The organism is Acinetobacter sp. S4397-1, assembly GCF_024129285.1.
Classification (GTDB): Bacteria; Pseudomonadota; Gammaproteobacteria; order Pseudomonadales; family Moraxellaceae; genus Acinetobacter; species Acinetobacter lwoffii_C.
Map to the genome: position 1 here is coordinate 1 of NZ_JAMXXZ010000042.1, position 14,569 is coordinate 14,569.

Genomic DNA, 14,569 nt, shown 5'->3' on the forward strand with positions numbered 1-14,569 from the left:
TGACATCTTCGCCGATACGACGGAGTTGGCAGCCACAAGCGCATTGGGTTGATGCAGGTTCATGCTCAATACGGATGGTGTGTAGATGATCGGGCAGTGGTCGACGTTTAGGTTTATTGGTTTTGGCTTTCTGTGTCGCTGCATCGGTTTTATCTGCATTTAGCCGTTCCAGTTCTAGATCAACCGCGGCAATATCTTCTTCAACCGCTTCGTCCCACAGGTGGATTTGTTTGGTCGTTAAGTGTTCATTCTTCTGGGCGAACTTATGCCGTTTAAACAGCGCCAGTTCATGCTCGTATTTTTGAGTGAGAATAGAAAGATGTTGAACTTTGGCATCCAATTGCTGGTTTGATTTTTCTAATTCTTGATTTGATTGTGCCAGAGACTGATGCTGCAGCGCCAACTGCCTGGTGAATTCCAGCAGTTGTTCATGGGTCAGTTGGCTTAAGTCAGGCAGCGTATTCATGACCGCAGTATGCCTGAGGTCATGAGAAGAATGAAATAGAACGTTTGGAGAATAGCAGAATGGAACAGCCTGGTTTAAAGCATCGTCACCACCTGCTGTCGTCCAATGCGCTGCCAGGGCAAACCTTGGATCAGTGCCTGTAACTGTTCCGGGCTGAGAGCTACGCTTTCACCTTGGTGAACTTGAGCCCAGTGAAATTTGCCCTGTTCCAGCCGCCGGGCACACAGCCAGATGCCCAGTCCATCATGTACCAGTACTTTCATGCGATGGCCACGTTTATTACAGAACAGGTAGGCGCAATGCGGTTTGATGTAGCCAAAGGCTCTCACCACCTGAACCATGGTCGTATCCATACCTGCACGCATATCCAGAGGTTGGGTAGAAAGCCAGATTTCATCAATGCGGATCATGTTGCAAGTGCCTTGAGTAATTCTGCCAAGGCAGGTATTTCTGATGTCTGCCATTTTAGCTGAATATCATTATTCGTATGAGGCACGGTGATACACAACGTGATCCTCTCATCAATAGGTTGGCTGATTGCAGCAGTGTAAGGCAAAGCAATAAATGCTGGATTCACATGAGTAGGATCCTGCACGGCACCATCATGATGGCTGAAGATCCTGATCCAACGACTGACAAGGTTGGCATTAATACTATGTTGCAGTGCGACCGAAGCGATCGAGGTATTAGGATTTTTGCAGGCATTGACAATACTGAGTTTGAATTCTTTGCTGTATGTTCTGCGTTTTTTAGCAACAGGAGGTGTTGTTGAATATATATCCATGTTCATGGATTAAGTCCCCACTTGTTTTTAGGTGGGAACTAAATTAAGGCTTATAGGATCGCTTGGTAAGGCTGTGTTAGCCGGATGCTTACTAAAATAATAATCAAAGTTCCAATTGATCGTACCATTTACCCATGCTGCAAGGTCTACAGCTAATCCATCTAAATGCTTAGAGTTCATAGTTTGAGACTTTCCTTGCTTCACGTATAAGGCTTGAGTTGCTTTAGTTCTAAGTCCTTCAGTAATTGTAAAATCTACTTCAGTTACTTCGATAGCACGTTTGATAACTTTGACTAATCGAGGATCTACGCCTTCTAATTTGAATACGTACTAGCTCTGATCTGTATTCTTCTATTTTGCTCATTTTTTATTATTTTTTTAACTCTATTAATAGCTCTATTAATTATTGTTATTAAAAGGCTAGATGTACTAGCCTTAATGGATCATTTAAGTTCACAGTATTGTTTATCTATAATATTTGTAAGATCACCTGCTTTACTATCTATTAAAGAGGTTTTTATTAGTTCGCCAGTTTTAAGATCATAATGATCGATATTAGTTATTGATGAATAGTCTTTACAATTTATATTGATGCGTTGAATCGCTAAAGTAATTTTCCCTTCTTTTGGTGCAGTTATATCGTATTGAATCAGTGACTTTTTAAAAGGTGACTCTGTCGTATAGTTGGGAGCTTTAAATAAGTAGCTATAATAAGTTGTACCGTAACTTTCCTGTGACAAATTTGCCAAGAAGTTGTTAGCTTTAGAGCGTTCTGCTGACGAGAGAAAGCTTATAAGCTTATTCACGTCTATACTATAGTTGAAAGGAATATCACCTTTCTGTTCAGCACCATAAGCCAAAGTTGTAAATAACAAACCCAAAGATAGTAGTAATTTTTTCATATATCCTCTTTTAAAAAAATTTAAAATTCTAAAGAGTTGATGGTATTTTATTTTTCCCTTAATCACTAGCTAAATTAATGTCAGGGATATGGATCTCTCGTGCAAGGCTTGCTCGGCGCATACCATTGCGTAGCAGGATCAAACCAAATGGCAATATTTCCGCGACTCATGAGTGCTCGGTTATATGCGGGCCAATTGGTTGTGCGGTAGATTTTGTGTGTAGGCTTCTTCATTTGAAAATTATATCGCTGAAAAACCCTTTACAGATAGGTTTGTGCAACAAAGCCTTACGACGATCACACTCAGCTATGCATTCACCTTGCTGATTTTATTGCTACATACAACTTCGACCGCAGACTCAAAACACTCAGGGGCCTGACTCCCTACGAATTCATCTGCAAACAGTGGATAGATGAACCTGAACTTTTTAAGATTGATCCGATCCATCAAATGCCGGGACTAAACAAAAGAAAAAAAAGGCTTTTAGTTTTTTAAATTTCCACTGTGGAAATTTAAAAATATTTTTTTAATTTTTAAAATTATGCTAATATAAATTTTATTTTTATATATTTAATCCATGACAATATACGTAATTGCCAATCAGAAAGGTGGCGTTGGAAAGACCACACTCTCAACCAATTTAGCTGTTGCTCTGAGCAAAAAAGGTCAGACTATTCTTGTAGATGGAGATGATCAACAATCCTCTATAAAATGGAGTAAACGTAGAACACAAGACTCGATTACAACCATTTCGCTCAAAGATAATTTAAAAGAAGAACTACAACAGTTAAAAAATAATAATAAATATATTGTATTGGATGTTGCAGGACGTGATTCAGCTGAGTTTCGTTCAGCATTATTAATAGCAGATGTTCTTATTATTCCAACGCAACCTAGTCAAACAGATATCGAAGTGCTGCCATTTGTGCTTAGATTGGTAAATGCTGCTAAGCAAGTAAATAAGAAATTAGAAACTTTTGTAGTTTTAAATAAAGCACCAACCAATACCAAATCTACAGAAATTGATGCTGCTTTAGAGTTGCTACAACAAGTCAAGTCTGTGAAAACACTAAATACCATTGTGCGTGATCGCAAACAATTTCGCGATGCAATGATCGAAGGAAAATCAGTATTAGAAATGGGTAGTAGTAAAGCAAAAGATGAATTAAATGAATTTTTGGTGGAGATCCTGTAATGGCGAAAAAACCACTCATTGTCGATTTTGATGATGCCTTTGAAATGGAACAAGCATTTATTAATGCAGCAGGAACAGGCAAAGTTGCATTGGTATCATCGACTGAAAATAATATTGTTGATCTACCTATAGAGCTTATTGACTTCTCAGAGCATCAACCTCGCATTATTACAGACAAAGTTTTACAAGATGTTGAAAAGCTTGCCAAAAGTATTGAAACGAATGGGCAAATTTATCCGATTGTTGTGATCAAAAAAGAAGAAACATATGAGCTTGTTGGTGGAGAAAAAAGGTTTCGAGCTGTTCGTGATGTATTAAAACATAAGACTATTCGTGCAATTATTCGAGATGATAAATCTACAGAAAATACGGCTTTAATTTCATTGATTGACAATTTACATCGGTCAAATCTTAGTGATTTTGAATTAGTCAATGCTATACAAAAACACTGCGATGAGTTTGGTTATACTATACAAAATATAGAATTTATTACTCAAAAATATCAATTAGATCAATCTAAATACTTTAGATTAATGAGCTTTTATAAACTGCCAAACTATATAAAAGAAGATCTAAAAATCCACCCCAAAGCGATTTCAGGTGCAACCGCACAACAATTGTTAACTGAATTAAATAAACTGGTTTTAAAGTTTAACCATCAACTAGTTGAAGATACCACGTTAACCATATGGAAAAAGTACCTAAATGAATTTACAGAAACAAATCGTCCATCAAAAAAATTCATTTATCAAATAGAAAAAGCATTAACGGTACAAGAGACAGCTAAAAAACAAGATCAAAGCATCGAAAATGCCTCTCTAGTAAACAAAATGATCTTAAAAAATAAAAATGGTCTTAAATTTGGTTCGATTAAGATCGAGAAAAGTCTCAATGGGAAAACAGTCCTAAATATTCGCACCAGTTTAAATGCTGAATTTAATCAAGAAAAGATTGAAAAGTTAGAAGAATTTCTTGCCGGTTTAGATGACCGCCCATAAAAATTATAAATTTCCACTGTGGAAATTTATAATTGAGTATCCAATATTTTTTTAAATATTGGGTACTGCTATTTATCATACATATTGAATTAAAAAGTGTTAAAGGGAAAAATGCTTACCAGAACGGTAACTGATCTTCTGATGGATCTAAAATTTCATCCATATCAGAATCAACAATATTTTTATCTTCATGATCTGCCTTTTTAGGCTTAACAGATTCTGTTGAGCCTAAGTTGTAAATTTAAAAATTAGCCATTTCAACAGTATTGAGTTTATACAGCCAGTATCAGCTGAGATGGTTACGATAGAAAAAAATTGGAAATGCAAAAAAAATCACTTGAAGTCCTGACCAAGTTAAGTGCAGTTTTGATATTAGATTTACCAGATTTTATTCGACATTTTATCTTGAATCTTAAAAACAAGCTGGATGCTTATATCAAAAGAATTCTTAACAAGGGTGAAAAATCCCATAAAGGTGTTGATGAATTTGAAATTCTAAAATGGTTAATCCATAAAATTTCTTTAGATTTGGAACAGGTTCCAAAGCACAAACATAAAGAGGTACATGCTGTTCTATTTACATGTTTTTTTACTCAATTGTCCGATACCTTAGGTTTGCCATTATCACGGTATATGAAGGTGGGAAAAAATCCGCAGCGTTGTGTTCAATTGAGTGCAAGCACTTATAAAAAATACTTTGGCCTGAATAAAGACTTGAAGCTCAAGTTCGAACGAAACCTGAATATCAATTTTTACCCTGAAAAATTATGGTAGCTTTATGAGCCAAACTGATGAATTGTCAGCTGACAAGCAAATTAAACTATTGGAAGAATGGGTCAATCAACCCCTGAGTGTAAAAAAACAAATTTTGAATCAGCTCTTGGCGCAAGATCAGCAGGCGCTGGAATTGTATGTTGCTGCTCACGATATCCATGTGGTGATTAAAGACAATCGGATGGTGACACAAAAGAAATTATTGGCAGGCTTAACTCAATGGGCTAAAAGTGCATCTATAGGAGAACTAAGCGACCAACAAAAAGCAGCATTCATCTATTCATATCTTTTGACTGCAGTCTTGTGCGAAATGCTGAAGGGAATCATCTTGTTAGAGCCTCAGGCTGAAGAGAAAGAAAGACGAGTTATTTTACATAAGTGTGAAAAGAACAATAAAATCAATACAGTATCTTATGATTTAAAACTGTTGTTGCAAAAGCAGTTTTCTCACGCTGAGGAAAATAAACAACTGTATGCAAACATCACGCAAAAACTCCAGGGGATGGATGAATTTAATGCCAATGAGTTAAAAACTTTTTTAGAGAGCAAAACAATAAAAAACGATTTTGAACAGCTTAATCTCGGCCGCCATATTCAACAATTCATTATTGTTTGTAATGAACTCATCAATAGTAGGTTAAATTCATCGTCAATCAATGTTCAGACTTTAATCGACAACATTCAAAAGCGCATGACCCGCACACCTCATTCTGGCATATCTTCGTTTGATGTGGAGAATGATGATAAGGAATAACTAAAAACTATAAAAAAATGGAAGAATAAAATTTAAAAAGATATTTTATTACAAATACTTACTAAATTTATTTTGATTTGTGAAATAAAAAATAGAAAAAGTGTTATAACTATTTGTATTAATATTTTGAGCTAATTGTGTCATGAGTTTTGATCAAACGATAAAAAATACTCTCGTATTTTTTTATCAATTTGTTCTACCCTTATCAACCAAAACAAAAGACTTGGAATACATCAAAGCTAAGCTGAAACAACTAGAAAAAATTAGGCCAGGCAACAACAAGAGTAAGCAGAATAATTTTAAAAAAATTTATGTAAAACTCTGGCATCGTATTTTAGAACTTTTGAAAACAGATAGGGCAGTACGTGCAAATGTCCAATATATTCCGCAGATTCAGCTTATTTGCGATATGGAAAAATATATCGATTCAAAAATGGCATTAGAAATTTTTAATACACGTAAGGAACTCACTACACCATTACTACTTCAATTTTTTGACATACGTAACGATGAAACGAGACAAAAAGTCATGGAGAAATGTTCTAAGAAGCAGCTTGGTATGATCGAGACTTCAACTTTAATCAATGCAGAGCAAGAGTGAACGAATGGAAGTTCAGAAAAAGAGAGAACGGAGACAAGATCTCTTTTTAACACAATACCAAGAGTACAGAACAAAGTTTATTTCGCATGCTGTATTTGATGATTTAGATGAAAGTGATAAGCAGACTTTTAGTGATTTTGGAAAAACTGCGCATAAGGTTTTTCACGAGATAATTAAAGCGCGTAAACTGGGTGAAGAATATCGAGTTGCGGCCTTAAGCTTTTTTGCTTCGGGTGATGTATTAGACCATGCTGGATGGTCATACCTCATTTTGAGAACGAGTTATTTTGTTGAAGCGCTTTATATAAAATTAGCCGTTATCCCAGATTCCCAAGCTAAACAAAAAGAAATTTTTGATTTATTTCGATATATTGCAAAATCAATTCTACAACAAAGTGAAGAAAGTTCTTTAAAATACGAGAGTAAAAGGCTCTTAGAATACTTTATAGAATATATGTTAGAACTCGAACAGGACAAGGTGACGAGTGACTGGGAGAGTTTCCTTAAGAATAAAATAAATCAAAAATTGCCCGAGTTCACTCAAACTAAGGTGCTAAATTATATAAATGACTTAAAAATTATCTTTAAACGATTAAAACAAGGGAGGATTGTAAAACGCTCGCGTCGTAAAAAAATAAAAATTTCAGATTGGCCGACAAAGAAAAAATTAAGAAGTTTCCAAAAGAAGAGAGAACAAAGACAGCTTATTAAAGGATATCCAGCATATATTCAAGCTCGACAGGAGATCTTTTATGCTGATGATGGAGATGTTGAATTTATAGATGAGGGGATTGCTGTACATACAACATCTAAATCTACAGCTCGTTTTAATACAGTATTGAACAATCATAGTGAACATTTGATGAGGCATCGTCAAAGACGTCTACAACCGTTTGTAACCAACACAAATTACATGAGCAAAGATGTGATTCAACATCTTATCTATATTTTGAAGGGTGAGTTATATAATGCTCCTACTCAAGATTCAGCGATTGCAGCAGCATGCTTATTGAGTTTAGCGACGGGTTTATCACCAAGGCATTTGCTTCAATATAAACAACTGATTGATGAGGGAGTGCTTATTAAAGGTGGTAGTTCTAAAAAGCCGGAGTATCGACTCAGATTACATTTAGATATTACAAAACAAAAAGTTGAAACTTTAAAGATTCACCAACTGAATAAAACAGTGACGCATGATCTCCATGTATCAAGCAGTTGGTTTGAATATCTTATTTTGAATGGATCACAACAGGTACTTACAGTACAAGAGATCAATCAAAGACTCAAAAAATGGACTCAGAATCAGGGGCTAGGTTCAATTACTGTTGAGAAACTCCAAGCCCAGCTGTATTTCTATATTTTTCACCGTACTTTTAATGAATATATTGCCCATGTGCTATCGGGCAAAGATAGCACCCATGAGCTACCGAGTAGTTTCTACAATGGTGTGAGCGCATCGGAATTGAATCAGCATTATTTGATCTACTTAGAGACACTCAGTGTTGAAGAAACGAAAACAGAAATTGAAATGCTTAAAGAGCAGTTTGTTAAACATGAACCTGCGTCTATATCACGTTTTGGTAGCCAATTAGCACTCAATCAAAATTATGTTGGTCAATTTTTTACACGATTACATGCCATTTGCGTTGATAAAATACAGATACATCAACATATAATTGAGCGAATTAATGCCTATAGTGCTTGGATGTGGCATATCAGCTTATTGTGTCTAACACGCCGTCCTCGGGAAAACTTATTAGGAAAGTATAGTGACTACGATTTAAAACTAAAGTTGTTGTATGTAGATGATAAGCAAAACAGTCAATCACGAAAAGATGGTCGCTATATACCGCTCCCAGCATTTTTTATCCAAGCTTTTAAACGTTATACGCAATTTTTAAATACGGTCACTCAGCAGTATGAAGAGCTCCTCCGATTTGTGTTTGGGAAAAAGATTACATTGCAAGATTTGTTTGGCCAAGTGATCCATTACCCGAAATCGTTACCGACCACTGCTGAGGAATGGGCAAGTAAGAAAATTAAGATTGCTGCGCTTAACCGAAGTTGGATTAATGACTATATTGAAGGTCATCAACTCAGCAGTTTATATAATAACTGGCTACGACACTTTGATATGAATATGTTGATGAAGCAAGGTTTGGCTTTTAATGTCATACAAGCAGTTTATGGGCATGATCAGCGTAATCAGGAGCTCTTTTATCGCTATTCATCTGCATCTTTACCACAATATATCAATCAATTTACCCAAAATATTGATCGCATGATTAAGCAATTGCAGATTGAGCATCTGTCATACATTTCAGTACTTCAATCTGAGGGCTTATCATGAGTATAGATGAGTCATTGATTCAAAAAATTCAGGTTCAGGTTGATTCTGTATTTGCCGAAATGAAAAGTCAGATTAAGAGTTTAAGAGACCGACCTGAATTATTAGATAACACACTAAATAGCTTGTGGTACGAGTTTTATGATGAATTTATTTGTTTTTTAGAGCAGAAGAAATTTACTCGGAAAGATGCTCAAAAACCGTATATTCAAGCTATTGAAAAATATTTTTTATCTTTGCGTCAGACCTATTTATCTCAAGCAAAGAATGCGTATCCAATCAAAGTATGGCCTAAAACTACTTTTCTAGAACCTATACCCAGACAACTTCGTAGTACTGAATCACATCTTCGGCAAGGACAAAAACATTATCATATTGCTATAGCCTTAAAATCCTATTGGAATTGTCCATACAAGGATGAAGTTACTCCGGCATGGTTATGGGGGAATTTTTATTTAAGTCTGATGTACTGCTCTGGCTGTACTGATCTAAGTCAATTAACAGCAATTGGTAATACCCTGGTCAACGCTATTGTCAAAGATGAACTCCAAATCTGTACTAAACTTTATCATGCTGGATATAAAACAATCATCCAACCACTCGCACTGCATTATCGAGTACCACAGCGTGCTTATGGTAATCAAATCGAAAATAGACAGGTGTATCAGTGGCGTTATATTTGGCTTAATCCCTATGCACAGTTGTTTATACAAGGGATAAAACAGCATGGCTCTCAAGCCTTGAATCAGCAGATGCCACGATATGTTTTGGAGTCTATCTCTACTGTATTAGGGAAATTACCTAAAGAAATTGATCTGAGTCATCAGTTCGTAGGTCTGAAAAAACTACTACGCCGTAATGATAAACAGTTAGCAGAGCTTCGTTCACTTACACCTTTTGATCATTCAAACTTAGCCATTGAGCTTGACTCTTATTCGGGCTTAGATATGTGCTTAAGCGAGGTTATGCGAGGTCGTCTCAAAACGGTGTCGTTAACACCTATTGATCAGGCGAGAGCATGGTTAGATCACAACATCTTGCAGACGCAGTTAACACATATTGAGCGGTATATACCACTACAGACAGAAAAGGCGGTACCAGACTTAATTACAGCTCACCAGCAACTCAAAGAAATTCCATTTGAATTGATGCTATTTGAAAAAGATCAGACTGAAGTTGATAAGCGTCAGAAACGGCAGCGTAAAAGTGAACGTGTGAAATGGATCAGATGGACAAGCATTCAGAAGCGACTAGAAGAAAAGAAGCCTCACGTTGGCCTGTATGAAAAAAATCTAATAGAAGCACAGCTCAGGCTACTGGGTTGGATTTTTCATCTTAAGTCTCAAAAGATGAAACTCAATAGTATCGAGCGGTATTTAAGTAGTATCGCTAAAGATTACTTATTCCATGTCTATATGTTCCCAGGTGATATAGATAACATGGATCAAGAAGATTGTGAGGAACTGTACGACGCTATCTTAGATAGTATTGATGATCGAGATCAAGCCAAACGTGAGACTGATCCTAAGGCCAATCACGGACGTGCACAGTATGCATTTGGCAGACTTAAAGCATTTCATCAGTTTTGTATGAAACAATACCGTGTCCCTAAGGTCGGTACCTTTCAATACAATGATTATCATCGTGTACAATTTTGTCATGCCAAATTAATTAGCCCAAAATTGTTCAATCAGCTTAAACAGGTACTAAGTTTAAAGATTGAAAAATGTCAAACAACTAAAGAGCAAGCGTATCTTTTTCAGCTACAGCTCATGTATTTACTCGCATTTCGTTTGGGGATGCGATTGAATGAAATTAGGGGACTTACATTGGCAGAGGTCATTTGTCCTGAACTGATTTGGCGTAATGATACGCTGACCAAACCTGTGCAGATCCGTTTTAATTTACGTAACAATGTTTATCGGAAACTCAAAAGCCAAAACGCAAAGCGTCAGCTTGATCTGAACGCCGTCATGCTCGATGAAGAGTTGGCATTGGTACAGCAATATCTAAAACAATGTATTACACATAATCCAGCGAAAACTAATCATGCGGACAAATTGATTTTTGCCCAAGATGGCGAAATTTTAAGTGAAGCTTATATTAGTGAAATGACCCAAGTGATTTTTGATGAGATATTGGGTGAAGGGCATGGTTATACTTTCCATAACTTTAGACATAGTGCCGCGAATCATTTAGCAATCGCTTGGTTAGGCTCAAAAGAGATGATCATGACCTATACGGATTACACTTGGAGCCGGTGTAAAGTCATGCGTCAGCATTTATTTGGAGAAACTGCAATTCAGCATGAAGCTGTCATACAGCATAAGTGGCGGTTACTAGCTGACTGGATGGGGCATGCAAACATAGAGCAAACAGCATCTCACTATCTACATGTGCTGGATTTGTTGGTGATAGATCGAATTTATCATTTGCCTTGTACAATTCATCGGGACACGATCAAACTGATACTTCAAAATGACTTAACAAGTGCTAACACAGAAATTGTGGATCTTAATCATATAATACGAAAAGGCCAGTATTTCGATTTTTATCATGCCACTTATGCACTCAAAAAAGTGGATTCAGTTAAACCTGTTCAGCCTAAAATAAGTAAAAATGTATCTGTATCTACCATCATCCATGATTACATTAAATATAGAGCTTATGAGGACCATGATTGGGTATTACGCAGTAAAAAGCTCGCTACTAAGTGGATGGCGGTAAAAAAGCCTCAAAATAATGAGGATTTTAGTGAAGATGAACTCATCTCCTTATATGAAAAAGCCTTAAAGAAAGGTTTTGAAGCAAAGCAATGCGTAGAGATTTCAGCACTGCCAAAGCGGGTTCAACATCAGGTTTTAGAAGCCTTGAGTATTTTAATTGAACATGGAAAGCTGAGAAAAAACTTTATTCATTTTCAATATCGTTTTGATAAGCAAAATAGGCCACGTGTCGATTGGTCCATTCAACATCTGATTACGGGACTGAAGTATTTACTCCCTGAGGATACGCAGCTAAAAGTTGATAATGATCCACCGGATAAGTCACAAAAAAGTCGTGAAGTGAAATTAAGCTTTATCAATGAAAACAATAAAAATACGACACTTTGTATTGCGTTTATTATGTTGATACATGCGATTCAGCAAGAAAAATTGAGCATTTAAAATGAATTGTTTTAATGTGTCTAAGGCAAGCTGTATTGAATATAAATCAATATAGAAAGGGACGAGCGATATCGTCGCTGAAGTTGTAGGTTAAAATCGTTTCTCAATGATAAGCGAACTCTGATATCGTATATATACATGGCTGAGATGTATCCAACTGAATGAAAACAATAGATTATTACAATAAACAGGCTGATCAATTTATAAAGTCGACCTTGAATGTGGATATGGAAGCACTATACCAACCTTTTTAGAGCAATTAGCACATGATGCCTACATTTTAGATTTAGGTTGTGGCTCAGGTCGGGATACTTTGGCTTTTAGAAAAAAGGGCTATTACGTAGATGCGATTGACTATTCTGAAGAACTTGTAAAAAAAGCGACTGAACTTACAGGGTTGAAAGTACGTTATCAAAGTTTTTATGACTAGCAGAATATGAAACATATGATGGTATTTGGGCATGTGCCTCTTTACTACATTGTGCTCGTAATAGACATCTCTGATGTTTTAAAATGTATTCATGCTGCATTAATGAATAGTTCATCTTCATATCAGCATGTTGAAGAGCAAGATCTTGAAAAATTTGCAGATTATTGGATAGGTCTGTCACCAATTCTCATTCATAGTTTGCCAGTTACTTGTATTCCTAGTAGACCACTTTAATTAAAATTAGGAATTTCATTCACTGGATATATTAATGTTAATGGATTTGATGTTAAAGAAATGAAGCCAAAACGCTGATAAAATTCCATCGCTTTTTGATCTTTTGCATGTATTACAACAAAATTTACACCAATAATTTGAGCAACTTTTGAAACTTGTTTGAGAGCATGTGCTAAAAGCACTTTTCCAATTCCTTGCCCTTGAGTCACTTTATCAACGGCAAAGCGACCTACAACAACACAAGGGAGTGGATAACGAGGTAAGCGTTTGGTGAGTACGGTATCTACTAAATCGAATCCAATAGAGGTACTAGATAGACAGTAAAACCCTATCACATTTGAAGCATGATCAACAGCAACATACGTTTTACTTGTCCCTGATTTCTGATGTTGGGACGCATATTGTTTAATGAACTTATTTAAGTCATCTTGCCCACAATTAAATGATTTTCTTTGGTGATGAGTTTGTAAAATCTCAATTCTCATCTAATAAACTCATTAATTTCTTCATTTCATCGTTTGCAGGGCGTGGATTTTCAAGCAAATTCATTAACATATCACGATCAGCATTATTTACTTTCAACTCATGGTTAGATTTAAGTAAGTCTTTTGCTCGTTCAAAGGAGGATTGCAGCATAAAAGAACTTACACTGAGGCCTAATAAATTCGCAGCTTGCTCAATCACATTCTTTGCATCTGCTGTTGAACGAACATTAATTCGTTCAGTTGCTAAATTAGCCATTTCTTCACCAATAAGTACATCATTTTGATGTACAAATTATAACATATCAAGATGTAGCATCAAGACTTAAAATCGAGTTATCTGACGCTTTAAAAAAGTTTCAGAAAAATATATCTATTTAAACTTCGATGATCAAATTTTCTCTAAACCCATTTTTACCTTGCTCTGGTGGATAACCCAAAGGATTGATCACTAATCTACATCCATCGACTACAGTATCCACTGATGTATGCGTATGTCCTGCAATCCATAACTTAAAGCCTTTTACATCTAGGTCATTAATAAAATAGGGATTGAGGGCTGATGCAACAGGATGCGTACCCCAATATGGATCAAGACAAGCTAAATGAGGTGGAAAATGCGTAATAACAATCACATGATCTTGCCCTCTAAACTGCAAAATATTTTGATGATATTTTTTAAATAGTTTTATGTAGTCATCGGCGGTTATAGGTCTATTTTCATTGCTAATCATGATTTGATCAAAATCATAAATCGATTGTTCAGCATCTTTTTGGGACTGTAAAAGTACCTCAGGAGATGTAAGTGGTGAATTGGAGCGAAAGTTCGTAAACAGCGTGCCACCTACAAATATTTTATCTTGAATTTTGATATGGTTGTCATCAACTAGTGCATTTTTTGGGTAGTTTTCTTTCAAGAAATTCACGACTGAACTGTAGTTAGAGCTGTAGTAATCATGATTACCTAAAACAAAGATAAATTTTTTGTTCAGAGATTTACATTTTTCGGCAAACTCAATTGTACCACTTAAGCGATTAGAAAAATCGCCAGCGTGAATAATGACATCAGCTTGCTCTGATATTGAATATTTAGAATTGTGAGTATCAGATAAAATTTGCAGTTTCAATCTACTTCCTTTATTAAATCACGCTGCTTAAATATATAGAGTTTCATTGCGATCAGTTTACAGCAACTAAATATTGTAGAAATTATAAGATACTTATCTGTATTCTTAAGCCTCTAAAAATATAGGTAATAGGACTTACGCACTATTATTTAAAGATTCTCTGTGGTAACAGATGATTTTTATCGAGAATAAAGTCATCAATGAAGCTTTTGATAATTGGTCTAAATAATTTCTTCTGCCAACGATATACATTTTCAAAGATCCGCTCAAACTGGTTCTTTTGTATCTCAACGTAGGCCATCAAGGCT

Annotated in this window: 14 protein-coding genes and 5 pseudogenes; 10 read left to right on the top strand and 9 right to left on the bottom strand. The window is 35.7% G+C overall.

The features are described 5' to 3' along the window. The 5 genes and pseudogenes from NI467_RS13360 to NI467_RS13380 all read right to left on the bottom strand — a co-directional run. Window positions 1–466: pseudogene (locus tag NI467_RS13360) on the bottom strand (IS66 family transposase); the annotation flags it as partial. Between the two features lie 74 nt (window positions 467–540). Further along, on the bottom strand, window positions 541–876 hold the full coding sequence (tnpB, locus tag NI467_RS13365; RefSeq protein WP_253153375.1) for an IS66 family insertion sequence element accessory protein TnpB: 336 nt from the start codon (window positions 874–876) through the stop codon (window positions 541–543). Next, window positions 873–1,256, bottom strand: a complete 384-nt coding sequence (locus NI467_RS13370) for a transposase (protein WP_253153376.1) — start codon at window positions 1,254–1,256, stop codon at window positions 873–875. Before NI467_RS13370 ends, tnpB begins: the two co-directional genes overlap by 4 nt. Window positions 1,257–1,693: 437 nt before the next feature. After that, entirely contained in the window at window positions 1,694–2,152 is a 459-nt protein-coding gene (locus tag NI467_RS13375; protein ID WP_253153377.1) for a hypothetical protein, read from the bottom strand. A gap of 107 nt (window positions 2,153–2,259) precedes the next feature. Continuing rightward, window positions 2,260–2,385 (bottom strand): annotated as a pseudogene (locus NI467_RS13380) (IS5/IS1182 family transposase); the annotation flags it as partial. Between the two features lie 55 nt (window positions 2,386–2,440). Here NI467_RS13380 and NI467_RS13385 point away from each other — a divergent pair. The 10 genes and pseudogenes from NI467_RS13385 to NI467_RS14955 all read left to right on the top strand — a co-directional run. After that, window positions 2,441–2,647, top strand: a pseudogene (locus NI467_RS13385) (hypothetical protein); the annotation flags it as partial. Window positions 2,648–2,729: 82 nt separating this feature from the next. Beyond that, window positions 2,730–3,347, top strand: coding sequence for an AAA family ATPase (locus NI467_RS13390; protein WP_000158575.1), 618 nt, complete (start codon window positions 2,730–2,732; stop codon window positions 3,345–3,347). Next, entirely contained in the window at window positions 3,347–4,345 is a 999-nt protein-coding gene (locus NI467_RS13395) for a ParB/RepB/Spo0J family partition protein (RefSeq protein WP_253153378.1), read from the top strand. Before NI467_RS13390 ends, NI467_RS13395 begins: the two co-directional genes overlap by 1 nt. 321 nt (window positions 4,346–4,666) lie before the next feature. Further along, complete coding sequence (locus tag NI467_RS13400; RefSeq protein ID WP_108676034.1) at window positions 4,667–5,119, top strand: transporter; 453 nt, start codon at window positions 4,667–4,669, stop codon at window positions 5,117–5,119. Between the two features lie 4 nt (window positions 5,120–5,123). Further along, window positions 5,124–5,873, top strand: a complete 750-nt coding sequence (locus tag NI467_RS13405; protein ID WP_253153379.1) for a hypothetical protein — start codon at window positions 5,124–5,126, stop codon at window positions 5,871–5,873. 142 nt (window positions 5,874–6,015) lie between these two features. Next, window positions 6,016–6,474: a hypothetical protein gene (locus tag NI467_RS13410; protein WP_206863010.1), complete on the top strand. Its 459-nt coding sequence runs from the start codon at window positions 6,016–6,018 to the stop codon at window positions 6,472–6,474. A gap of 4 nt (window positions 6,475–6,478) precedes the next feature. Continuing rightward, a complete protein-coding gene (locus NI467_RS13415) occupies window positions 6,479–8,824 on the top strand; it encodes a hypothetical protein (protein ID WP_228289534.1) in 2,346 nt (781 codons plus the stop codon). Next, window positions 8,821–11,988 carry a site-specific integrase gene (locus NI467_RS13420; RefSeq protein WP_180058785.1) on the top strand — a complete coding sequence of 1,056 codons (3,168 nt, stop codon included), beginning with the start codon at window positions 8,821–8,823 and terminating at the stop codon, window positions 11,986–11,988. The genes NI467_RS13415 and NI467_RS13420 overlap by 4 nt, the downstream gene beginning before the upstream one ends. A gap of 161 nt (window positions 11,989–12,149) precedes the next feature. Next, window positions 12,150–12,483, top strand: a pseudogene (locus NI467_RS13425) (class I SAM-dependent methyltransferase); the annotation flags it as partial. After that, a complete protein-coding gene (locus tag NI467_RS14955; protein WP_206863076.1) occupies window positions 12,425–12,652 on the top strand; it encodes a hypothetical protein in 228 nt (75 codons plus the stop codon). The pseudogene NI467_RS13425 and the gene NI467_RS14955, both read left to right, overlap by 59 nt. On the opposite strand, the gene NI467_RS13430 is transcribed toward NI467_RS14955, so the two are convergent. The 4 genes and pseudogenes from NI467_RS13430 to NI467_RS13445 all read right to left on the bottom strand — a co-directional run. Further along, window positions 12,649–13,137: a GNAT family N-acetyltransferase gene (locus tag NI467_RS13430; protein ID WP_019383654.1), complete on the bottom strand. Its 489-nt coding sequence runs from the start codon at window positions 13,135–13,137 to the stop codon at window positions 12,649–12,651. The two genes, NI467_RS14955 and NI467_RS13430, sit on opposite strands and share 4 nt — an antisense overlap. Next, a complete protein-coding gene (locus tag NI467_RS13435) occupies window positions 13,127–13,393 on the bottom strand; it encodes a DUF1778 domain-containing protein (protein WP_026094019.1) in 267 nt (88 codons plus the stop codon). Before NI467_RS13435 ends, NI467_RS13430 begins: the two co-directional genes overlap by 11 nt. A gap of 118 nt (window positions 13,394–13,511) precedes the next feature. Further along, complete coding sequence (locus NI467_RS13440; protein WP_019383650.1) at window positions 13,512–14,261, bottom strand: metallophosphoesterase; 750 nt, start codon at window positions 14,259–14,261, stop codon at window positions 13,512–13,514. A 145-nt stretch (window positions 14,262–14,406) separates the two neighbouring features. Next, window positions 14,407–14,569: pseudogene (locus NI467_RS13445) on the bottom strand (IS701 family transposase); the annotation flags it as partial.

What these genes read in the sequence shown, in the direction of transcription:
- NI467_RS13415 (WP_228289534.1), top strand. Translation starts at nt 6,479, where the DNA reads ATGGAAGTTCAGAAAAAGAGAGAACGGAGACAAGATCTCTTTTTAACA.
- tnpB (WP_253153375.1), bottom strand. Translation starts at nt 876, where the DNA reads ATGATCCGCATTGATGAAATCTGGCTTTCTACCCAACCTCTGGATATG.
- NI467_RS13390 (WP_000158575.1), top strand. Translation starts at nt 2,730, where the DNA reads ATGACAATATACGTAATTGCCAATCAGAAAGGTGGCGTTGGAAAGACC.
- NI467_RS13370 (WP_253153376.1), bottom strand. Translation starts at nt 1,256, where the DNA reads ATGAACATGGATATATATTCAACAACACCTCCTGTTGCTAAAAAACGC.
- NI467_RS13395 (WP_253153378.1), top strand. Translation starts at nt 3,347, where the DNA reads ATGGCGAAAAAACCACTCATTGTCGATTTTGATGATGCCTTTGAAATG.
- NI467_RS13375 (WP_253153377.1), bottom strand. Translation starts at nt 2,152, where the DNA reads ATGAAAAAATTACTACTATCTTTGGGTTTGTTATTTACAACTTTGGCT.
- NI467_RS13420 (WP_180058785.1), top strand. Translation starts at nt 8,821, where the DNA reads ATGAGTATAGATGAGTCATTGATTCAAAAAATTCAGGTTCAGGTTGAT.
- NI467_RS13430 (WP_019383654.1), bottom strand. Translation starts at nt 13,137, where the DNA reads ATGAGAATTGAGATTTTACAAACTCATCACCAAAGAAAATCATTTAAT.
- NI467_RS13435 (WP_026094019.1), bottom strand. Translation starts at nt 13,393, where the DNA reads ATGGCTAATTTAGCAACTGAACGAATTAATGTTCGTTCAACAGCAGAT.
- NI467_RS14955 (WP_206863076.1), top strand. Translation starts at nt 12,425, where the DNA reads ATGAAACATATGATGGTATTTGGGCATGTGCCTCTTTACTACATTGTG.
- NI467_RS13410 (WP_206863010.1), top strand. Translation starts at nt 6,016, where the DNA reads ATGAGTTTTGATCAAACGATAAAAAATACTCTCGTATTTTTTTATCAA.
- NI467_RS13400 (WP_108676034.1), top strand. Translation starts at nt 4,667, where the DNA reads ATGCAAAAAAAATCACTTGAAGTCCTGACCAAGTTAAGTGCAGTTTTG.
- NI467_RS13405 (WP_253153379.1), top strand. Translation starts at nt 5,124, where the DNA reads ATGAGCCAAACTGATGAATTGTCAGCTGACAAGCAAATTAAACTATTG.